The organism is Defluviitalea phaphyphila, assembly GCF_001466305.1.
Lineage (GTDB): Bacteria > Bacillota > Clostridia > Lachnospirales > Defluviitaleaceae > Defluviitalea_A > Defluviitalea_A phaphyphila.
Map to the genome: position 1 here is coordinate 184290 of NZ_JWID01000001.1, position 24166 is coordinate 208455.

General features: G+C 25.0%; 14 protein-coding genes. 1 reads left to right on the top strand and 13 read right to left on the bottom strand.

The features are described from left to right. Positions 1-6: 6 nt before the first annotated feature. The 8 genes from dpaL to OM90_RS00830 form a co-directional block, all read right to left on the bottom strand. A complete protein-coding gene (dpaL, locus tag OM90_RS00795) occupies positions 7-1227 on the bottom strand; it encodes a diaminopropionate ammonia-lyase (RefSeq protein WP_058484976.1) in 1221 nt (406 codons plus the stop codon). A 57-nt stretch (positions 1228-1284) separates the two neighbouring features. Beyond that, the gene (locus OM90_RS00800; RefSeq protein WP_058484977.1) at positions 1285-2868 is read right to left on the bottom strand and encodes an N-acyl-D-amino-acid deacylase family protein; all 1584 of its coding nucleotides are present in this window, start codon (positions 2866-2868) and stop codon (positions 1285-1287) included. A gap of 10 nt (positions 2869-2878) precedes the next feature. After that, entirely contained in the window at positions 2879-4063 is a 1185-nt protein-coding gene (locus OM90_RS00805) for a YgeY family selenium metabolism-linked hydrolase (protein WP_058484978.1), read from the bottom strand. A gap of 206 nt (positions 4064-4269) precedes the next feature. Beyond that, positions 4270-5538, bottom strand: a complete 1269-nt coding sequence (locus OM90_RS00810) for a cytosine deaminase (protein WP_058484979.1) — start codon at positions 5536-5538, stop codon at positions 4270-4272. Between the two features lie 23 nt (positions 5539-5561). Further along, the gene (gene codB, locus OM90_RS00815) at positions 5562-6824 is read right to left on the bottom strand and encodes a cytosine permease (protein WP_058484980.1); all 1263 of its coding nucleotides are present in this window, start codon (positions 6822-6824) and stop codon (positions 5562-5564) included. A gap of 484 nt (positions 6825-7308) precedes the next feature. After that, positions 7309-7824 carry an HD domain-containing protein gene (locus OM90_RS00820; RefSeq protein ID WP_058484981.1) on the bottom strand — a complete coding sequence of 172 codons (516 nt, stop codon included), beginning with the start codon at positions 7822-7824 and terminating at the stop codon, positions 7309-7311. 38 nt (positions 7825-7862) lie between these two features. Further along, a complete protein-coding gene (locus OM90_RS00825) occupies positions 7863-8492 on the bottom strand; it encodes a putative ABC transporter permease (protein WP_058484982.1) in 630 nt (209 codons plus the stop codon). Positions 8493-9035: 543 nt separating this feature from the next. Beyond that, positions 9036-11333 (bottom strand): HelD family protein, encoded by a 2298-nt coding sequence (locus OM90_RS00830; protein WP_058484983.1) that lies wholly within the window; start codon positions 11331-11333, stop codon positions 9036-9038. A 348-nt stretch (positions 11334-11681) separates the two neighbouring features. On the opposite strand from OM90_RS00830, the gene OM90_RS00835 reads away from it, so the two are divergent. After that, positions 11682-11984: a hypothetical protein gene (locus OM90_RS00835; RefSeq protein ID WP_058484984.1), complete on the top strand. Its 303-nt coding sequence runs from the start codon at positions 11682-11684 to the stop codon at positions 11982-11984. 64 nt (positions 11985-12048) lie between these two features. Here the strand turns inward: OM90_RS00835 and OM90_RS00840 are convergent, their stop codons facing one another. From OM90_RS00840 to OM90_RS00860, 5 genes are all read right to left on the bottom strand, one after another. Next, positions 12049-15492 (bottom strand): SNF2-related protein, encoded by a 3444-nt coding sequence (locus tag OM90_RS00840; protein WP_058484985.1) that lies wholly within the window; start codon positions 15490-15492, stop codon positions 12049-12051. After that, the gene (locus OM90_RS00845; protein ID WP_058484986.1) at positions 15492-16691 is read right to left on the bottom strand and encodes an EH signature domain-containing protein; all 1200 of its coding nucleotides are present in this window, start codon (positions 16689-16691) and stop codon (positions 15492-15494) included. The genes OM90_RS00840 and OM90_RS00845 overlap by 1 nt, the downstream gene beginning before the upstream one ends. Further along, positions 16684-17430 (bottom strand): OmpA family protein, encoded by a 747-nt coding sequence (locus OM90_RS00850; protein ID WP_058484987.1) that lies wholly within the window; start codon positions 17428-17430, stop codon positions 16684-16686. Before OM90_RS00850 ends, OM90_RS00845 begins: the two co-directional genes overlap by 8 nt. Before the next feature lie 15 nt (positions 17431-17445). Further along, entirely contained in the window at positions 17446-19488 is a 2043-nt protein-coding gene (locus OM90_RS00855) for a methyl-accepting chemotaxis protein (protein WP_058484988.1), read from the bottom strand. Between the two features lie 264 nt (positions 19489-19752). Continuing rightward, entirely contained in the window at positions 19753-24165 is a 4413-nt protein-coding gene (locus tag OM90_RS00860) for a coiled-coil domain-containing protein (protein WP_058484989.1), read from the bottom strand. Position 24166: the final 1 nt, after the last annotated feature.

The following is a 24166-nucleotide window of genomic DNA, read 5'->3' on the forward strand; positions in this document are numbered from 1 at the left end:
CTTTCTTTATTTAGTAGACAAATAAGAGTAAGCACCATTCCAAACAACATTTCTATAATTAACGGGATCTGTATCTCCCTCTGTTGAAAAAATTAAAACTTTTGAATCTTTATTTAGTTTAGCTTCTTTTCTAAAAGATAAATATTTTTCATCACTCATTATTGTACTAATTAGTCCCATACCAATTGCTCCGGATTCTCCAGATATAATTTGTTTATCTCCTTTTAATGGAGCTCCTAACATTCTCATTCCTTTAGCTGCTACCCAATCTGGACATGATACAAACAAATCTACATGATTTCTTAAAATATCCCAAGAAATTGTATTAGGTTCTCCGCAAGCAAGTCCTGCCATAATTGTAGATAAATCTCCTTTAACTGTATGTATTTCTCCATCTGCTTTTATTGCACTTTGGTATAAACAATCTGCTGCTTGTGCTTCCATTACAATGAAAATAGGTGGATCATCATAAAATAAATTTGCAAAATATCCTACAACAGCTCCAGCCAAGGAGCCAACTCCTGCTTGAATAAAAATGTGGCTAGGTCTATTAATTTCTAATTCTTTCATTTGTTCATATGCTTCTTTTGCCATAGTACCATAGCCCTGCATAATCCATCCAGGAATTTCTTCATATCCTTCCCAGGCAGTATCTTGAATTACCACTCCTCGTTTACTCATCTTAGCTTCCTTAGCAACTAATCTAACACAATCATCATAATTTAAATCTTCTATAGATACTTCTGCATTTTCTTTTTTTATATTCTCTAATCTTGCTTTTACTGTTCCTTTGGGCATACGTACCACTGATTTTTGTCCTAACTTATTTGCTGCCCAAGCTACTCCTCGTCCATGATTTCCATCTGTAGCGGTAAAAAAAGTAACTTGTCCAAATTCATCTTTTAGTTTTTGTGATGTTAAAAAATTATAATCTACTTCTAAAATATCTTTTCCTATTTCTTTTGATATATATTTTCCTATAGCAAATGAGCTTCCTAATACTTTAAAAGCATTTAATCCAAAACGATAAGATTCATCCTTAACTAATAATTCACCAATTCCTAAGTATTCAGCCATCTTTTTTAATCTTATCAAAGGAGTAGCATTATATTCTGGAAAACTTTTATGAAACTTATATGATATTTCAATATTATCTTTAGACATTAATTTTAAATATTTATCTTCAGTTTTTGGTATAGAATTTTTTACCCACTTTATTTCAGACATTTTGTTACCTCCAAATATAAACACTAATCTAAATAGATTACATTTTTATTTCTAATTTTATCTATATATAACAGACCCATTCCTTTTACCAGTGTGATTACTATTCTCTACTTCTATAATTCCATTTACAAATACATAATCAATCCCAACTGGAAATGCTATTGGATTTTCAAAAGTTGCAACATCAGCTATAGTATTAGGATCAAAAATTACTAAATCTGCATAATATCCTTTTTTTAAATACCCCCTCTTTTTAAGATTAAAAGTATCTGCTGCTTTACCTGTCATTTTTCGAATAGCTTCTTCTAAAGAAATAATTTTTTCTTCTCTATAATATTTTCTTAAAAATCGAGGAAAAGAACCATATACACGAGGATGGGGTTTTCCAGGTCCAAGTAAACCATCTGTACAAAGATTCATCTCTTCACACTTAATAAATAACTTAACATTTTCTTCTGTTCCATAGTAATCTACCATTCCTACGGAATTCTGTTCATCTAATATTAAATCATATGAAGCATTATAAGGATCTTTCCCTTGCATTTCAGCTATTTCTAATAATGATTTCCCTAAAAATTTTTCATTTTCTTTTTTAGTTACACTAGTTATAAATATCTTATCGAATCCTGCAAAATCTATAAAATTATCCCATTCAGTATTAGTTTTTATATCTTCTGTTATCTTTTCTCTTTCTACAGGGTCTTTTAAACGTTCCATTAATTTATCATTCCCACCATCATGTACCCATGGTGGTAAAATAACTCCTAATGTAGTGCTACCTGCAATATATGGATATTGATCAAAAGATACACTTATGCCTTCTTTCTCTGCCTTATGAATCATCTCTATTAAGTATTCTGCTTTATCCCAAAGCTTTTTTGAACAGATTTTAAAATGAGAAAAATGTATCTTAACTCCTGATTTTTCCCCTATTTCAAAAGTTTCTTCCATTGATTTTATAATATTATTTCCTTCACTTCTCTGATGAGTTACAAAAATTCCATCATATTCTTTTACAGCTTTACACAATTCAATTAATTCTTTTGTATTGGCATATGTACAAGGAGTATAAATAAGTCCTGTAGACATACCTATAGCCCCTGATTCCATTTCTCTTCTTATAACATCTTTCATTTTTTCTATTTCCTGTTCAGTAGCCGGGCGATCATCAAGTCCCATAACTTCCATTCTAACATTCCCATGTGGAATAAGATAACATAAATTAGAACCAGGTTTTACATTATATAAAAGTTTAAGATAACCTTTTGTAGTCTTATAGTTCCAATCTATTTTATCTGAGTATCCATTAATTCCAGAAATGTTTCTTCTCCAAACATCGATATATTTTTCTGGTAATGGAGCCATTGAAATTCCATCTTGTCCTAAAACTTCTGTTGTAATTCCCTGCATAATCTTAGGCAATATTCTCGGGTCTTCAAAAACCATTAAATCTGAGTGACTGTGAGTATCAATAAATCCAGGAGAAACCACTTTTCCCTTTGCATCAATTACTATGTCATATGTTAAATCTGGTACATTCCCAACTCCAATAATTAAATCATCCTGTATTGCAATACTGCCTTTATAACTTTTTTCTCCACTTCCATCAATAATTATTGCATTTTCAATTTTTGTTAACACATTATCACCTCTATTTAAGTAACGCTCTCATAATGTGATAATAACAATCAGCAGCTTTCTCTAATTGTTCTATTTCTATATACTCATCTATAGTATGAGCTAAACTTTCTATTGAGGGCCCCATTCCAAGAGTAGGAATTCCTGCTTCTCCTGCATAATGACTACCATTTGTACAGAAATTATATTGAGAAATAGCTGGACTGTATCCATTATTTTCTAATTCTATTTTTACATCTTGTATGAATTTTTCTTCTTTATCATACAGCCATCCAGGGAAAAAACGTTCACTTTCAATTTTGTTTCCTGTATAACACAACTCATTCCCTACAGCATACGAAACCTTTGCCTCTAAATTTTTGTCTTTTTCTTTTAATTTTTTTAATACTTTTTCAATGGGTTCAAGAACACTTTCTTTAGTTTCCCCAACTAATAAACGACGATCATATGTTGCTCTGCAATATTGAGGAACAACTGAAGCTCCCGGATATGGACTTGAAATAATATCAGTTAATTCTAAAATTCCTTTACCTAAAACAGGATGTTCGTTAGGAACAATATCAGAAATAGCTTTTATTACATTCATCATATTATAAACTGCATTTATTCCTTTTTCAGGATTAGCTGAATGTGCAGGTATCCCAAAAGTTTCTACAACTATTTCTGCACGTCCCCTTTGTCCAATTTTAATATCCAAGTTTGAAGCTTCTCCAATGATTACATAATCCGGTTTTACATATTTGCTAATTTCTCTTGCAGCAACTCCTTCAAAACATTCTTCATGTACTACTCCTGCCACATATATTTCTCCAGGAAAATTTCTATTTGTATCTTCTGCAAAATAGCTTGCTGCAGATACAAACGCTGCTACTGCTCCTTTCATATCACTTGACCCTCTACCATATAATTTGCCATCAATGATTTCTGGATTAAACGGGTCATGTTCCCATTTATTTTCTTCTTCTACAGGAACAGTATCTACATGCCCATCAAAAAGAATTTTTTTACCTGGTAATTTCCCTGATATCTTACCTATAATACTTCCATAATCATCAATAATTATTTCATCAAAACCTTTTTTTATCATAAAACTCTTTAGTATATCAATGACATTTTTCTCTTCTCCTGAATAACTTTTTTGGGAAATTAATTTCTTACATAATTCAACTACTTCCTCTTTTCTTTTATTAGAAAGCATCTTTTTCACCTCTAGATTTAATTAAAAAGGAGTAATCTTAGACCTTATCTAAGATTACTCCCTTGTAATCATTTGTTTGACAATCTATTATTACAATATGTCAACTCCAAAACATATAAAAATTTTAAAATAATTTTATCATATAACCAAATTTTTTTCAATATAAACTCTTTAATAATTTTCAAATTTAAATAAATAAATTTATTTTACTTTTTAAAATCAATATTTTTAATCTCTCCATCTAAGTTTATAATTGTTTCACTTGGCTTTGTTTTTGATATAATATTCCCATTTCTAATAGAATAAAGTACTGGTACTTGACGTCTAATTGCATCATATTCATCTTCTGCTGGTAAAATGATAAAGTTGGCTGGTTTACCTTCTTCTATTCCATATTCATTTAAAATATGTAAAGTCTTAGCACTATTATAAGTAATTAAATTTATAGAATTTTTAATTTCTTCATATCCCATCATTTGACATACATGAAGACCCATATGTAATACTTGAAGCATATTAGCTGTTCCAAGAGGATACCAGGGATCAAAAATATCATCATGACCAAAACATACATTCATTCCCGCCTGCATTAATTCCTTTACTCTTGTCACTCCTCTTCTTTTTGGATAAATATCAAATCTACCTTGAAGATGTATGTTAACTAAGGGATTTGCAACAAAATTTATTTCCGAAAGTTTAAGAATTCTAAATAATTTGTAAGCATAAGCATTATTATAAGAATGCATTGCCGTTGTATGACTTGCTGTAACTCGACTGCCCATTTCATATTCATAAGCTTTAGTAGCTACAACTTCCACAAATCTTGATTGTTCATCATCAATTTCATCACAATGAACATCTATTAACTTATCATACTTAGCAGCAAGTTCAAATATTTTTTCAATTGATTTTACTCCATATTCTCTTGTAAACTCAAAATGTGGAATAGCACCTACTACATCTGCTCCCATTTTTAAAGCTTGCTCTAATAATTTTAGTCCTTTAGGATATGAAATAATCCCCTCTTGCGGAAAAGCCACAATTTGAAGAGTAACCCATTTAGATATTTCCTCTTTTACTTCTAGCATTGCCTCTAATGCAGTTAATTTAGGGTCGGTTACATCTACATGAGTCCGTACAAATTGAATACCATTGGCAATTTGCCATTCTAATGCTTTTTTTGCTCTTTTTTTTACATCATCCTTAGATAACATTTTTTTTCTTTCTGCCCAACGTTCAATTCCTTCAAATAACGTTCCGCTTAAATTCCAATTAGGTTCACCAGCTGTAAGCGTAGTATCTAAATGTATATGAGGCTCTACAAAAGGAGGAATAGCGATTCCACTTTTTGCATCAATAATATTTTTGTCATTTGGATTATTTATTTTTCTTGCTATTTGTATAATTTTATCGTTTTTTATTAAAATTTCCCATAAACCATTGCGTTCTTTCAATCTCACATTTTTAACAATCATTTTTTCACCTTCTTTAAGCAATTTTATCTGCTAACTTTTGGTGTTTCATTAATACTATTTTTTTCTAACATTGATATAACCACATAACACAATGCTGCCCCTATAATACCATTTAAAGTTGGTATTCCTGGAACAAATTTTGCAACTATAATACCTAATGCCCATGCAACTAGCCCAGTCCATTTTACATCTTTAAATTGAATTGATGTAAAATCTGGATATTTCATTTTTTTGACAATAAAATAATCTGCAATAATAATACCGCCTATTGGTGGAATTGCAGACCCAAGAAAAGTAAGCCATCCTACAAAATTATTATACAACCACATAGCTCCAACTGTTCCTACAACTCCATTAAAAATAACTAATTTATTTTTAGCTATTTTTGTAATATTAGAAAATCCAAGACTAGACGCATATAATGCATTATCATTTGTAGTCCATATATTTAATCCTAAAACAATAATTGCTGGTAAAATTAACCCTTGCAAAAACATTACTTCTGAGATATCTGATTTTCCCGTAACTGCTGCTCCTACAGCGCCAAATAAAAACATTAGTGAATTCCCTAAAAAGAAAGCAATTACTGTCGTAATAACACCTATTATTTTAGTTTTTGAAAATCTTACAAAATCAGGTGTTAATGTCCCTCCACTTGCAAAAGACCCTACACACATAGTAAGTGCTGTTGCAATAGGTATTGTTTGTGCTGGACTAATACTTAAAAGTCCTTCTAATCCATTAACTGAATCAATTGCTCTAAATACTGAAAAACTTCCAAGCAATGCGATAGAAGGAACCGCAATAAAACTTAATATAGTTAATGTTTTTATCCCAAAATAAGCAGTAGATGTCATTAAGATTCCTGCTATTGCAATTAGTAAATACTCATTAATTCCTGTTACTTTTTGAACAGGAAGAGCAAACATAGCTACCCCAACACCAAACCAACCAACTTGAGTTGCTCCTAATAGAAGCGAAACCACATAGGACCCTTTTTCGCCAAAAGAATATTTAGAGAGCAAATGAGTAGATAATCCTGTTTCAGAAGCAATATATGCCAAAGCACCAGTATAAGCACCCAATATTAAATTCCCAAATAATACAGCAATTATAAATTGTCTAACATTAAGCCCAGTTCCTAATTCTCCTCCAGTCCACATACTTGCTGAGAAAAAAGTAAAACCCATCATTACTACAAACATTGACCAAAATCCCTTTTTTTGATTTTGCGGCACTGACTGCAGTGCATAATCATGATCTTCTATTTTTACATTCGTATTCATATAAATACCTCCATAAACTTAATAATATTTTGTAATCTTAAAATATTTAGGACTAGCTTAATTTTTTAAATTAAAAATTAGACCTTATAAACTTTTTTGTAATTATTTATTTGTTTTTGTTATTTTTTATTTTATCTACCACCTTTTGTATAACAAAAAGGCCTGTTCTATTGCTAGAACAAGCCTCTTTGCCGTATATTTAAATTTTTAAATAATTTAAACACATTATAGCATATAATTTATATAGAACAATTAGCTTTAGCACAAAATAAATTGTACTATCGCACAATATTCTTTTTTAAATATTTACTTATTTACATATAATTTCAAAATCACATTCTTTATTAAATATATCTTTTAAATAAAAAACTCTTTTCTAGGTTAATTTTTTATAACCCTAGAAAAGAGTTTTTGTTTAAGATAGTCCTTGTTAATTATATTATATTGAAAATTTTTAAATAAATCAAATTTTTGTAAATAACCTCTATACCATACATTTAATATTTTCTATAAATCCCTGTCCAATTTCTATAGAAGCACAGTATTTATCTACAAAACAAACTATAAAAGATTCTTTATATCTAGGAGGACTTATTGTAAGTGGCCACATATGCTTAATTATAATATCCTTTTCTATTTCATTTAAGTCAAATAATTTAATGGCATTTTTAAGTGCTATTTCTGGATGTTTAAAAGCATGTTTTCCTTCTTCTAGTGTTTTAGTCCTCCAATCATATAGAAATAAATCATGAAGTAAACCACCTCTTGCAGCAGAAATATAATCTAATCCTAAATATTTACAAATAATGAAACTATGATATGATACGTTTAAACAATGTTCAAAACAGGTCGTTAAAAAATGATGTCTATATCTATCCATCTTTTTTACATTTTCATCTACTACTAAATCTTCAATATAACTTTTATATTCATTATAAATATCATCATCTATTTTCTTTTTTAACTTTAATTTTAATCCCTCTAAATTAATTTTTTTCATGTCTTCTAATCTCCTGATTAAGTTTGTAATTTCAAATCTTAATTTAGAAAATTTTTGAAAAATCCTTTTATATTATGTAATTTAACTATAGAAGTTACACAATGTACACTTTTATATTGTTGCAACACAACCTCCTTTAAATTGATAATTTCTGTTACTGATTTTATAGTATCAAAAATAAAATAAAGAATTATAAATATACTAATAATAACTTTTTTTTGTGTACTTACAAAAGAAATATATTTCATAATTACAGGATGTATAAATGTAATAAAAATATACGATAATATTCCCCAATATATAGAATATTTCAAACATATTCTGCCATGTAAATTTAAAAAGAAGTCACTATAATCCCACCATCTATAATTAAATAATTTTTCTAGAATATATCCCGTATTATACTCAAGTATTGTTGTTAATAACATGGCTACAAATATTTTAATAAATATATTATCTGAAATAAAGTGAAAATTATTATTTAAAAAAATAAATGCTTGAATAATTAATATTGCCCCAAATCCATATATTGGACAAAAAGGACCATTTAGAAAACCCCTATTAACAAATTCTTTTCTATCTATACTATTATAAATTGTTTCAATTATCCAGCCTGAGAAAGAATATAGGGCAAAATATATTATAATATCAACAAAATTTTTTTTCATAATCTTCTCCCCTATAATCTCATATTTTTTAATATCAGATTAATGAATCTCATTACTAAAAATATATGTATCAAATATAATTTTCTGATAAATTTCTTCATCACCCCCTGCTTCATTAGCTATATTATTTCATAAAACATTATCTAAAAAGTATGTATTTAAAAGCAGCAAGTAATATCTTATTATTTTAATTTGCTAATTTTATCTATTATATAATTTATTGCCTTTTTTTATTCATACATCCGAACTAATGAAAAATATATCATACTTACAAAATTTTTTCAAGTTAATGTTTTTTTGACATTAATTTATTAAAAAATATTCTTTACCAATAATTGTTCTATATTTTGTATAATAAATATAAAAATAATCATATTGCTATAACTGGATCTATCGCTGATATCATAGGATTATTACATGGTATGAAATTAAAAAAAACAAAGAAATAGAAATGAAACAGAATCGAATAATAAGAATTGAAACTAAAACAAATCCAGCAGTTAAATTTTAAAAAATTTAACTGCTGTAATATTAAGTAATTTTTTAAATAAATTTTTTTAAATGCTCTATTATATTGCCTTTATAAAGAATATGTAAATAATGCATAGGTCTGGTTACAGCTACATACAAAATTTTTAAATCAAAATCTGTATAACTAAAATTTTTATCAGATGCATTCCATAAAATAACTGCATCAAATTCTAACCCTTTTGATAACACAATTGGAACAATTGAAATTCCTCCATTATACTTATCCGTGGTATCATTTATAAGATTTATATTTTCAAAATTATCTTCTATTTTTAAAAGGGCAGAATAAATAGCTCTACATTCTTTTTCCTTTTTTGCTAAAATTCCTATTGACTTGCAACCTTTATCCTGATAATATTTTATAATTTTTATAACCTTAATTATTCCATCTTTATAAGATAAAAATTTTTCAATAATAGGGTCTTCTCCATTTCTATCAACAGGTATTGCTTTAGAAAAATTTTTAGGTATTAACTTATTTGCAAATTCTACTATTTGCTTTGTAGATCTATAACTATTAAGTATTTCAAAATATTCTGGCTTTAATTCACTATAAATATCTTTAATTAATTCTTCCCAACTTTTTATACCTCTATGAGAATTTATTCCTTGATTCATATCTCCCATAATTGTCATGGAATTATTTTCTAAAACAAGTTTTAAAACAATAAATTCTAATGGACTTAAATCTTGCGCTTCATCAACAAAAATATGCTCATACTTCTTTTTATAATTAATACCATCAAGCTTATATTTTATATAGCATAGAGCAGCTAAATCTTCTCTTTCTACACCCCCTGCTTCTAATATTTTCAATGTATATTGAGCAACAAAAGAGAAATATCTATTTTTATAAAGTATTTTATAAACATAATCATCTTCATATAATTCTTTATAAAGGGAAATTACTTCTATTTCTTTTATATTTTTTAAATAACTATTTAAAAATTTAACAGCCTCTTGTCTTAATTCCTTTTCTTTATTTGTAAAAAATGTTTTCTGTTCAATAAAGACTTTTACTCTAAACTCAATTACCCTTTTTAAAGTCCTAATTTTATTATTTAATGGTTCACTAGTATTTAAACAACTAATTTGCTCATCTTTGCTAATTTTTAATTCTCCTTCAAATAAATCTATATCTTTTAGTTTACTAATAATTTCTTTACTCTTTTTATTTATAATATATTCGATTAAATTAATAAAAGATAAATCCCCTTTAAACTTAGATACATTAATCATTGCTTCCTTTAAAAATTGATAAAGATTCCCTTTCTCATTATTTACAAAAAACTCAATTTTTTCATCTTTTACAACATTTAAATTGATTCCTATTATATTAAATGCAAGTTGTTCAAAAGTTAACTGTTTTATCCCTTGAGCATCTATATCAGGTAAAAATTCTGATATATAATCAAGAAAAACCTTATTAGGAGCAACTACTAATATCTTATTAGGCTTTATACTTCTATTATTATATAATATATATGAAATTCTATGTAATCCAACGCTACTCTTCCCAGAACCAGCAACCCCTTGAACAACTAATACCTTATTTAAAGGTTGTCTTATAATTCTATTTTGTTCTGCCCTAATTGTTTCAATAATATCTTTTAACTTTTTATCAGAATTTTCCTTTAATTTTTCAATAAAAATAGCATTATCATTATCTTTTTTATCTATATTTATATTATTATCTTCTTCCTTAGAAATAATTTTACCTATTTTTTTAGCAATTCTATCTGCAATAAAATCATCGGAAAAAGAAATTAGTTTAGAATTTTTTATTTTATATTGTCTTTTTAATTTAACATCTACTAAAAAAGTTCCTCCAGGTGCTTCATAACTTGCCACACCATTTTCACAATCATAAAATATAGATGCTATAGGTGTTCTCCAATCAATTACTCCATACTTTGACTCCTGATTAAATCCTACTTTACCTATATATAATGTTTCTATCTCATCACTATCTTCTTCCTTAAAATCTACTCTACCAAAATAAGGACTATCAATAGCAGATTTCATATCTTGTAATGTTTTAGATATACCTTTTTGCACATTAGAATATACATTTAAATCCATCATAGCTTGTCTATTATTAGTTGCTAATAATTCCTTTTGCTTTGAATATACTTGACTACTATTGCTTTCAAGATTTTTTATTTCTTGTTTCATTTCATCTATAGTTCTCTCAAGATGCAGCACTTCATCTTCATAATCTGGATGATTTAAAATATTATTATCTACTTGAAACTTCTTATCACTATTTAGAATTTCTTTTTTTATCTCTTGTAGTCTCCCCCTATGCACAAAACATTACCCCTTTATAATTATTATTTAGAGTAAATTTGACTTAGGCTTTTCTTTTAAAAATTATATCATAATTTGTTATACTTTGTAATAATTAATAATATTCTATCATTTTATATTTTCTTCTTTCTTTTATTCCTATATAACCTATGAATCTAGAAAATATAAAATATTCTATTTATATATTAAAATATAATAAATAGTAAAAAATTGAATAATAATATTGCAAATAATCAGTATTATATGTATAATAATGTATAAAATATAATAATTAATAAAATATATAATAAAATGAAAATAAGTAATTTAAAATTATTATTTATTTTATGAAAGGAGAAGAATGTTATTATGGGAGATCCAACGTCTGTAGATGTAATTTATGATTCATTTGTTTATATTATTACATATATTGGTGCATTATTTATTTTTTACTCTGTTTCATTCTTTGGAACAAAACGTTTTGGAATAATACAAGGTATTATATTTTACATATTGTTTTTAATTATATCATTAACAATATTTTATCCGTCCCCATCAGATAGACATATTGCTATAACAGGGTCTATAGCTGCTATCATAGGATTATTACATGGTATGAAATTAAAAAAACAAGAAGATAAAAATAAAAGTATCTCAAATGATAAGAATTGATATAAAAACAAATCCAGTAGAATTAAATTCACTAATATTCTACTGGATTTTATTTTTTATTTTATTATTTGTGTAATAATTCAAACTTCAATCTTTCAAAGGAATATCTTTTATTATTTTTTATATCTATTTCATCTTTGTATATTTTATACTTATTTAACATATTATTTAATTTATTTCCGTCTATAACTTCTATACCATTATAATTTTTAATTTTATCAGGAATTTTAATTACATTAGTTACTATTATAAGCTTATAATCAAAGCCAATGTTTTGTCTATATACATTTTTTGCATAAAGTAAATCTTTAATTGTATTTATACTATCTAATCTTTTTACCTTTTTACATTGTATAAGTATTTTTTCTGTATCTTTAACACATACTACATCAACACCATTATCATTAGATCTTGTGGTTAAATATGTAGTATAACCCTTTTTTTCGTATATCACTGCTGTTAAAGCTTCAAATTCATATTCATCAATTAAATTATCTTGAATATCTCTAAATTGAATTATATTTTTTTCTCTTTTATTTTCATTATCCAACCTGAAAAACTCTTCTTCACTTATATCTCCATTTTCTGCAGCAAGGAAAAAATTTAAAAGCATATTCTTTTTTCTTGCCATCAAAATATTTAACTTTTCTTCTGGAGATAAATTATCTGATTTAATTTCTATATTTTGATTAACATATTCTCTTACATCATTATATTCATATGTGTTATCTTCTGTAAAAGATAACATAGGATAATAAACTGTAACTTCTTTATCTTGTCCTATTCTATATACTCTGTCTGTAGCTTGGTCTTCCTTGGCAGGATTCCATAATCTCATATAATGTATTACATGATTTGCTTCAGTTAAGGTAAGCCCAAAACCTGCTACATCAGGAGATAATATTATAACATTAAAACCTTGTTTTTCTCTAAAGTTATCAATTAGTTCTTTTCTTTTATCTAAATTTGTAATTTTACCATTTACAATATTAACCTTTATATTAAACCAATAATCAATACATTTATAAATTAAATGCTGCATTTTTATAGACCTTGCAAAAATAATTGCTTTTTCTTCTCTTTCTTTAATATCCTTTAATATTTCATATAATATATTTATTTTAGTTGATTTTTCTTGTATGGTTTTTGCATCTGTATTTAAAATATCATCATTTGAAAGTAAATCAATATGCGAAGATATAAAAAGCATTTTTTGTATTAATGCTAGGGCACTGCTTTCAGTTTCTATAAGTCTATTTATATATTCTTTTTCTTTACTATTAGCTTTTCGTTTATAAATTTTTATTTTCTTATTAGGCAATTCCTTAGGTAGTATATCCTTTTCTCTTCTAATATAATAATCTTTAAGTTTAATAAATATTTCATCATTTATAGACTTTAATTCATTTTCTTCTGCATTCTTTGCTCTATCTACATATTTACGTTTAAATTCTTTTAATGAGTTTAATAGACCAGGCTTACTATAATCAACTAAATTCCACAAATCCACTAAAGTATTTTCTATAGGGGTTGCACTACATACTATTTTAAAATTAGCATTTTGTGCTTTAGCAGCAATGGAAACTTTAGTAAATGGATTTTTAATCTTTTGAGCCTCATCACAAATCATTACATTCCAATTTATTGTTCCTAATTCTTTATTATTCATTCTAAGTGATTCATAAGTTGTAAAAACAATATCAAAATCCTTAAGATTTTCTATATCTTCTTTAGAAATTCTTCCTCTTACTTTTATAGTTTTAAATGCTTTATTAATAAAAAACTTTTGTATTTCTCCTTCACCATTTGAGTTATCCCAATTATTTAATAGACTGGTTGGTGCTACTATTAAACTAGGAGTTAATTCTTGACGTTCTTTTAACCATGCTAAAAAACATAATAACTGTAATGTCTTTCCTAGGCCCATATCATCACAAAGCAAAAATCCATTTACGCTATTAGTTAAATATAAATTTTGTAACTTATGTAATGTTTCTTTTTGATAATCAAAAAGTGTAATGTTTTTCTTTAATAAACTTGGAATTTGTACTTCATCTAAAACTGGTTTTGTGTTTTTATCATTCTCTACATACTCTAATTTTTCTGCATTTTCTATAATAAGCAAATCCATTTTTTTTAAACTATCCTTCTTACTACTTTTTTCTTTATTCTCTAATTCATAAAGCCTTTCTTTAAAATATTCTTTAGGATACTTCTCTATGTATTTCCCATTAATCTTAATATAATTACTTTCTTCTTTGTCATATTTCTCTAATATTTCTTTTATAATATTTTTACTTTTTATTTCTGTTGGGCTTACAATACTATTTTTAATCTTTATAATTTCATTTTTAATCTGTTCTTTGTTCATTGTTGTTCTAACTTCATTACCATCTTCTGTTTTAAAATTCAACTCTGCCTTTTCTTGACCTTTTTCATTCATTTCTTTTAACTTATTTTCAAAAATCTTTAAATTCTCCGGCCCTAAAATTACTTTTTCACTACCACAGAAAAAATAAGGTTCATCTATTTCTTTCTCAATCCATTTAAGGTCACTAGTTTTAGACATTGCTGGATAACTTCTATATGGTAAATATCCTAACCCTATAACTCTTGGTCCAAATATAGAAAGATCTATATTATTATCTTCAAAAATTTCACTATCTCCTGATAAAATATCTAATCTCTTTTGCCCCGTTACTTTTCTATTTTTTTTGATAGTTTTAATAGTGCCTTTATTTTTCATGACAAATTTTACTTTTTTCCCATTTATCGTAGCACTATAAAAATCTTTTATATCATTATTCTGATCTAATTTTGTAAGAATTTCATTATTGACATTATCATTATCAGAAAAAATAGGAATAATTTCTAAGGTTTGTCCATCGTCTTTTAAATCTATTTTTACCTTATCAATTATTACTGGTTTTTCTTCATCTCTAAGACGTTTATTTAAAATTATATTTGTTTTTTCAGCATACTCTTTGATAATCCTTAGCATTTCAAATTGTGATGCAACATTTTTTCTTTTTTCAATATTACTGTTATATTCATTCAATTGTTTTAAAATTGCATAAATGTCTTTAGAAAGTATCTTAATATCTCCATTTGAAAAACATTCTACTATGTTACCATATTTTTTGTCATACTTCCCTGCACCTCCTTCAAATTTATAACTAAATTGTACTTCTTCATCTTGAATAAAATTATTAACATTTTCGATTTTAAGAAATCCTTTAAATAAATCCGGTAGGTTAAATTTTTTATATATTTGTATTTCATTATCATTTTCATCATAATATAAATCATATACTTCTTCATATTCGATACATAATTTATTATCTATAATCTTAATATTATACATTTTAATTAGATCCACAACTTTTTCATCTTTATCTAAAGATATATTCGGTATCATTTCTATGTATTCTGGATTATAATTAATGGTAAAAAAAATTGATTGATTCCCTATTTTTAATACACGAGTTAATTTTTTTAAGAAACCCATTATGACCACCTACCTTTTTTATAGCCTAAGCTATTTATTATATAATCAAACTTATATTCCCATTGACCATAATGACGTATCCAATCACTGCCATGTTTTAAATATCTTTTTTTATCTGATTTACTTATAAGATTATTTAATTCAGATCTAATATGATTAATATTTAGTTCCTTTTTATCATAAAAATAGCAGGCATTTCCACTATCTGCAAACTCAACGAAGATATGGTCCTTAAACTCCATTACTAATGCTTTTGAAATTTCCTCAAAATATTCAATCCTATATATATTATTAATATATGCTTTCCAAAATTCTTTTCTTCTTTTATCTCCTCCAACAATTTGTTCGAAAAATTTTTCTATATTTTCTTCTATATTCCATCTTCTAAAAATCTCTTTTACATCTTCTAAACCGTACCATCTTACATTTGCAGGATCATATGGATCTCCTAGTTCTGTATATATAAATGAAAACCAATTTTTAGGATATTCTTTTATGTTTAGATTATCTTTATAAATTAATAAAATTTTTTTAAATATTATTTTCTTTAATTCTAACTTCATTACTTGAATTGTTCTTTTATTATATTCCCATAGATTTTCATTTAAATAATTACTATATATAAAATTTATAATACATTCACCATAAAGAACATCAGTTGACCTAATAAAAAATTTTTCACATAGATTATCAATGTGTTCCTTTTTATGTATTTTTAAAAATTGCTTTTTTATATTTTCTAAAAATTCAATAGAATTTTCACTCTGATTAAATAACTCTATTATGTATTTATAAACTTCTTTTCTTCTTGTTATATGATTTCCTATTATTTTTACAAGCCTATATATTTTTTCTTTATTCTTAGAATCATTATATAAATAATTTAAAAGTGGTCTTATAAAATATGCTTTATTTTTTATATCATTTATTCTAGTTACTAAAATTCTATAATAGTGATCAAATAATCCTAAGTTTTCTATAATATTTACATAATGAGATAAAACTTTTATATCTCTTTTAGAAAAATCTACAGCATTATCAAAACTTTTTAATTTATTTAATGCTTTTTCATATCTTGTATTATCACGTTTATTACCATAATTAGCATTATATAAATAAGATTTCTTAATTTTTTTTATACTTAAATCTATAAATTGAGGAGAATAATCATCAAAATTAGGCAAAATATACTTATTCATTATACTGTTCACCTTTTTCTAACTGTGTCTTTATCTGAAGTAATGTTTCTTCTTCTTTTAACTTAAATTTAAATTCTACCCTTCTACTACTATCTCTATCTACTTCTCCATTATCTTTATAAATTAAATCAGAAAAGCTCCTTCCATTTGCTGTTAAGTATTTTGTAAGAAGTTCTTTGTTTTTATATTCAAATTCATCACTCATTAAAAAGTTTACTACACTAAATGACCTATCCTGACTCAATTTTAAATTATATATGTATGTACTAATATCATCAGTATGTCCTTCTATAATAATTTCTCCTAATTCTTTTCTAATTTCCTCATTCCCCAATAAAATATCAAAATATATTGGCATAAATTTTTGTAAAAATTCTTTTCCCTCAGGTTTTATATCGCTTTTTGAAGTATCAAATAAAATACCTTCTTTTAGCTTTATAGCCCCTGTATTTTCATCAATAACTATATCAATATTTTCTTTTTCAAATTCCTCTTTAAGTAATTGAATAATTTTTAATCTAGTACTACTTAATTCTATAACTTTTTCCTTCGTCTGCTTTAACTCCTCTTGTAATTTTTCTAATTCACTTGTTACTATTTCTTGTTTTTCTATTTCTCCTTGATAATCTAACATTTTAAAAATAAATAGCAAAATAAAAATAATTAGAACACTTGACATTAAATCACTTATAGAAATCCAAAAACTATTTTCTTCTTGATGTATTATTTTTTTAAGCATCTAATCACCTCAAACCTATGAAGCCTCATTTATTTTACTATTCATTTGCTCAAGCATATCTCCAAAAATTTCTCCAAGGTCTTCTAGGGTATTATCTATACTTTCAATCATACTTTGCAAACTTCTAACTGCTTCAGCAACCTTTTCATCATAATTCTTAAAAATATCATAAGTACCTTTTTTAATTAGAGATGTATAATTAATAATGCCGTCATTTATATTTTCATTTAATTCTTTAAAATTCTTTTCATAATTCATCCAAACCTCTTGTGTACTCTTTTCTACTTCAGTAAAATGTTCAAATTTATTAGATAATCTTTCCATATCATCACATAATTCACTTAATCTTTCGCTAGTAGAAGATATCCTATTTCCAAGCTCGCTAACATTAGAAACTATGTCTGTATCAACTTTTTCAATACTTTCATTAAGAAGTTCTGAACTATCTTGTAATTTATTTATTATATCTGTATAACTATTATTTAATTTTTCTGCAATATTTAAAGTAGTATCTCTAATAGACTTAAAGTTATTATCATATTCTTTTATATTTTCTGTTATTTCTTTTATATATTCCATAGAATTTTTAATACTACTATCAATAGTCGCTGTCGTTTCTTGTAGACGTCCCATATATAATTCTTGCATTTTTCCATATTCGTGAGCTTTATTTATCATTTCACTTAATTCCATTGATAATTTTCCTTGTTCTGATGATAATACTTTTAATTTTTCATAAAGATTGTGAATATCTTCAATAGAAGTACTACTACCTCTATGTAAAGCTTCCATATCAGTTAATAAAATATTTAAACTATCTTGTAATTCATTTATATTTTGAGTTGTAATATTAACACTTTTTGCAGAATTATTAGTATGTTCTATTAACTGTTGTTGTGATTGAAATAATTTTTCAATACCATTCATTCCATCAATAAATTTCATAATAAATTCATTATTTTTTTCAGTCATTATTTCCATAGTTTGTTTAAGCTTTGTTATCTCATTTTGAGTTCCTGCACTTATTACTTGCTCTATCCTAGATATAGCATCAGTAATAAATTGATTAGTTGATGTTTGCTGCATCTTTCCAAGTTCTTCTGAGACAATACTTAATTTATCTAATGCCGGTGCAATTTTATCAATTACTGACCCTTCAAAACTCTTTTTAATTTCTTCCGTTAATTTAACTATATTTTCACTAATTAAATTCATATTTTCCTGTAGAGAATTATCTATTTTCTTTCCTAAATCTTCAGATATATCTGTAGCTAATCTTTCTACAGCAGCTGTTTGCTTTTCTAATTCCTTTTCTAATTCTTTTAATCCTTCTTTTTCATTATTTTTATTTAAACTGCTATCTATAATTTTATTAAGTTTTATAATTTTTAAATTCATCCAATCAAAAATAAGTTTTGTGACAATAGTTAATGCCAAGGAAAATGAAATACCACACAAACTTGTTGTAAAAGAAACTTTAACTCCTCCAAGCAATGTCCCAATAGCCCCTTGTATTTCTGTGCTTGTCATTTCTCCACCTAAGTCAGAAACTCCCTGCACTATTCCTAAAAATGTTCCAAATATACCTAATCCAGTAAGAACCTGTGGCATAAAATTAATTGTTTTTGAAATTATGTTATCAAAAATTAAGGTCTGTTCATTAAAATAATTTTCTGCTTCTACTGTTGCATAATAATCTGTTTTAACAGCACCAGCATTTTCTTCACTATCTATTCCAATTTCTATTGGCCTTAAGGATTTTTTAAATTGAGAAAATAAAATATTTAAATAATTAGTACTACCTATAATAGAAGCAATCTTTTGAAAAGAATCATTATATTCTATTTGAGTTAAAACATTATTTAGTTCTTTATTAATTTTAAAAATAGGGATAAGAACTTTACATAAAGCCCACATGTATATCCCAAATATCAATAATGAAAAAAATCTAGTTGTATTATCTTTAAATAATTCTATTCCAAAAAATTCTAATATCATCATTGGTAGTATGCTTATAACAATAATTAATATTAAATGTACAACATCTTTTCTTTTCAAAATATCCACTCCTTATTCTATTCTTTAATCATTAGTTCTAATCCTAGAATTAATTAAACATAATAATTATTTCGAATTAATAAAAAACTACAATTATTATACACCATATGGAAGTATTTTGTCATTTCCCCACGAAATATGATAGTTGATTTAATTTTATTTTAAAATTATCTGCAATCTTTTCAAGATGTAATCTTAAAATTAAAAAATCCAGTAGAAATAATATTTTTAATTATTCTACTGGATTTTTTAATTATTATTTTATTAAAAGTCTAATGTTTGTTGAATTCCTTCATAATTTTTTATTCTAAATATTGCTTTATCTAATGTTTCTTCTTTTATATTATTTTTTTGTTCAATAACATCAACATATTCTTTATTTTTATCATTAGAATAAGGTTTTATTTTTAGAAGATAAATTAAATTAAAACACTCATATATGGCATGCTGTTTTAAGTCACTAAAACAAATTAATTGTGTTCTATATTGTTTTGCAATTTCAAATAAAGGCTTTAATAAATGCTCCGATGTTATAGGTCCAAAGGGATTATCCATTATTATTACCTTATCATCTTCATCTATATTATTTGACCTTATATAAGATAAAATTGTTACAAATACAGTAAAATATACTATAAATTTTTCTCCTCCTGAATTATCAACGATAGCTTCTTCCCATAATTTTGTACCTGAATTTTTAGGATTAATATCAATTTTATATGTTTTAATTCTTACATGAGATAGATTTGATACCTGATTTAAAAGCTCCTTAGTAGACATAAACATTTGAATTCTTTTTCTTATTTTACTATTATCTTCATTTTTCTTTTTTAAATCTTTTATTATATTAGAACACTGCTCTATATATTGTTTTATAACTTCTTTCCCCTTAGAAGCTATTTCATCCATCTCAACTAATAACATATTTCTTTTTCTTCCATGTATCATTATTCTAGCGTTTTTATTAATTTTCATTATTTCATCATAAACAAGTTTAGTATAGTCAAAACACATTCTTGCAATGCTCTCTTTATTGTCCTCAAGCTTTTGTTCTGTTAATTTAATGGCAGCAATTTTGTCATTTAATTTTTCTATACAACTATTAAAATGTTTTTGTACGTTTATAAACCTATTATTATCTTTTGTATTATTAATTATTTTTTCAGATATCTTCAAAATTTCTTTTATAGATGATATCTTATCCTGATATCTTATATTTAATTTTTCTAAAAACATACTTATCTCATTTTTTTCTTGGGATATCTTATTATTAAGATCATTATATTTATATAATAGTTTTTTAATATCTTCTTCTACGTTCTCTATTTTATAATTTAAATTGTTAATATCTAAATCATCTTTTAATATTTCAATATTGCTTTCTATAGTTCCTAAATTTGTTTCTAAATTTTTAATTGTTTTATCAATTTCTTTAATTTTTCCTTCTGTCATATGGATATTTTCTAGAATATCTTTTTCTATCTTATGAAAATCAATATTTCCTATTTCTGATTTTGGTTTAGGTTCTCTATTATATTGTTCTTTTATGGTACTTCTAAATTTATCTACTTCTCCTTCTTTTTTAGCTCTTTTTTCAGACACATCTTTTAATTTGAAATTATACTCCTCTATTTCCACTTTTTTATTTTTAATCATTGACAATACTTTATCATATTTTTCTTCATCATAAGTACCATTTTTATAATCTTCTTTTTTAATTGGTAATCTACTTAATTTTTTATAATATTTTTCTTTCTCTTTTCCCTCTCTTTTAATATCTTTTTTTAAGCTCTCTATTTCTCCTGTATTAATTTTAGAACTCCACTCTTTAAGTTCACTTTCTAAAACTTCTATTTCTTTATCTGTTACTTCATCTATATTCCCCTTTGCTTCTTTATATTCTACATATTTTTCATTATTTCTTTTTATATCTTCTGATATTTTTTGCTTTCTGAATTTTTGTTCTGTAAGAGTTTGTTGTAAATTATTATTTTCTTCTTTTAATTTATTTATTTCTATATCTATTTGTCTTAATCTTTCAGTATATTTATTAAGATGATTTATATTTTCTAAATACTTTTCATTTTGCACATCAAATCTCTTAAGATCTTCTACAATCCTCTTTTCATTGTTAATATTATCAATAATATTTGACTTTTTAATAGTAAGATTATTAAACTCTTTATCCTTATCTGCTATAATTTTTTCAATTTCTTTTATCTTTTTCTTTAAATTATCTATTTTTATATTAATGTTTTCAGCTTCCCTTTCTTTTTCAGTTATATATTCCCTATCATATGAAAAGGACAGCAAAATATCCTTATTAGATATCAATTCATTTATAGTTTTTTCTACTTCTTGCTTTTTTGCTTTTATATCTTCTAATTTTTTTTCTAGTTCTAATTTATAATTTTTTAATGATTCATTTTCTAATACTTGTTTATTATAGGATAAAATAAATTTTACTTTATCATTTAGTGATATAATATTTTCTGTATGATTTATAGATATGGTATCTAATGCTTTCTTTGAAATAATAGGTATTATATGGGAAGTGTAAATATCTAAATCTAACTCTATTATTTCCTGTAAATTTTTCTCTGAAACCACAATACAATAAGGTAAAAATGGAATATTATATAGAATTTGTTCCTTAAATTTTTTATTTTTAAATGCTGTATTATTGTTTATAAACTGTACTCCTGTTTCAAATTCAATCCCATTTTTTCTTAACATATCTAAGAAAGTATCATCAATATAGAAATTATTATTTCTAATATTTTCTAATTCCTTTTGAATATGAGCCATATCTTTAATAAGGTTTTCTTCCATCTCTTTATAATGTTGTATTTTAAAATCAAAATAATTATTTAATTTTTCTTTATTAAATATATCTTGAATATCTAAATCTTTATATTTATTTAAATATATTTTACAGTTGTCTAAGGCCTTATTATAATTTTCAATATCTGATTTAATCTCTGCTAATATAATACTTTGTTTGTTTAATTTAGAATTTAATTCTTTTAATTCATTGGTTTTATCTTTTTTATAAGAACTAATATTATCTATTTGTAGAGCTATTTTATTTATTTGATTTATAAGATTTTGAATTTCTTTTTCTCTATTATTTATTATTTCTTTTATCGGTACTATAGGCTCATAGGTTAAATATCTATCAATAATAATATTGTATTTTTTATTTAATTCTTCTTCTAATTCTTTAGTATCTTCTATAATTTTTTTAGCCACAGATTGTTTAGCAAACACATCATTTTTTTCATTTAATAAATTTTCTAGATTCTCATTATTACTATGTAATTTATTTTCTAATTCTAACAATATGCTTTTACAATCTTCAAATCTTTTATTTAATTCTTTTATTATATTTTCATATTTTATTTTTAAATCATATTTTATTTTATTGATTTCTCTACTTATATTTATATTTGTATTTTCAATTTTATTTAATCTAATTTTTTTACTATTAATATTGCTTTCTAAATTAATAATCTGATTATAACAATCAATTGCTTCTAATAAATATCTTTCAAATTCTAATTTTTCTAAGGTTTGTTTAGTTTTATTTATGATTTCTTCTAATCTATTTTCCTCTTCCCTAAGTTTTAAAAGCTTATCATTTTCTATATGGTATTTATAGGATTCCTGTGAAAATCTAATGTCTCTTAATTTTATATTTAACTCTCTAATAGTTTCATTTAAAAAATCTCTTTTATCTTTTATTTCTTTTATTTTTTGATGTAAATAATTATATATCCTATTAATTTCTAATTTTATGTTTTTAAAGTCTTTTTCATCTTCGATTAAAATATCTATTTTTTTATTAAATTCACTAATATCTTGAATAAAGTCTTCATATATTTTTTTATTTATTAATTCTTTTTCAACTCTTATTACTTCATCTACATATACTTCCAAGTCTTTTGAATAATTACTAATTTCTACATTAAGATTTTTTTCTATGGCATCTAAAATCCAATACTCTAATAACTTTTGGGATGTCTTAGCATTATCAAATATTTCATTAATTCCACTTTCCTGTTCATTTATTTTTATCATTAGGTCTTTCCATTCATTAGGATATATCTTAAAATTTGTTAATTGATTGTAATATTCTTTTTTCTCATATCTTCTAAAACATTGTATCTTATAGATTCCCTTATTTTCTTCTTTCTTTAAAATATCCAACATATCTTTGAAATCCCTAACCTTTATGGATCCTTTTTCTTCATAAACCACAGGAAAATTTCTTATATTATATTTATTAGGTTTATCATAGGGACCAGATATAAAGGTGAAAAATTCCATCTTTTCATCATTTAAATTATCATATCTTATGCTAGAATAAATCCTCTTTTTTAAGCAAATCCCTACAACTAAATATCCACTGATATTATCGAGCTTAAATTCTAGCATTACATATGTAGGTCCCCTATTAGTACTTTTAAAAAAGCTTTCTATTTTTCTGTCTTTAATATTTTCAAGAGGTAATATTGGCTGTTTTAAAAATTGAATAATTACAGATTTTCCACCCCCATTTTCCATATTAATAAGTGCATTTTCTCCATCATAAAAATCAAAAGTTTCATCATGTATATGTCTATGGTCGTTATTATATATAAGATTTACTAATCTAACTGAATTTAATTTTGGCATT

Bases quoted from the DNA above. Each gene is read 5' to 3' on its own strand.
- OM90_RS00825 (WP_058484982.1), bottom strand. From the start codon at position 8,492: ATGAAAAAAAATTTTGTTGATATTATAATATATTTTGCCCTATATTCT.
- OM90_RS00850 (WP_058484987.1), bottom strand. From the start codon at position 17,430: ATGCTTAAAAAAATAATACATCAAGAAGAAAATAGTTTTTGGATTTCT.
- dpaL (WP_058484976.1), bottom strand. From the start codon at position 1,227: ATGTCTGAAATAAAGTGGGTAAAAAATTCTATACCAAAAACTGAAGAT.
- OM90_RS00860 (WP_058484989.1), bottom strand. From the start codon at position 24,165: ATGCCAAAATTAAATTCAGTTAGATTAGTAAATCTTATATATAATAAC.
- OM90_RS00810 (WP_058484979.1), bottom strand. From the start codon at position 5,538: ATGATTGTTAAAAATGTGAGATTGAAAGAACGCAATGGTTTATGGGAA.
- codB (WP_058484980.1), bottom strand. From the start codon at position 6,824: ATGAATACGAATGTAAAAATAGAAGATCATGATTATGCACTGCAGTCA.
- OM90_RS00805 (WP_058484978.1), bottom strand. From the start codon at position 4,063: ATGCTTTCTAATAAAAGAAAAGAGGAAGTAGTTGAATTATGTAAGAAA.
- OM90_RS00835 (WP_058484984.1), top strand. From the start codon at position 11,682: ATGGGAGATCCAACGTCTGTAGATGTAATTTATGATTCATTTGTTTAT.
- OM90_RS00840 (WP_058484985.1), bottom strand. From the start codon at position 15,492: ATGGGTTTCTTAAAAAAATTAACTCGTGTATTAAAAATAGGGAATCAA.
- OM90_RS00820 (WP_058484981.1), bottom strand. From the start codon at position 7,824: ATGAAAAAAATTAATTTAGAGGGATTAAAATTAAAGTTAAAAAAGAAA.
- OM90_RS00845 (WP_058484986.1), bottom strand. From the start codon at position 16,691: ATGAATAAGTATATTTTGCCTAATTTTGATGATTATTCTCCTCAATTT.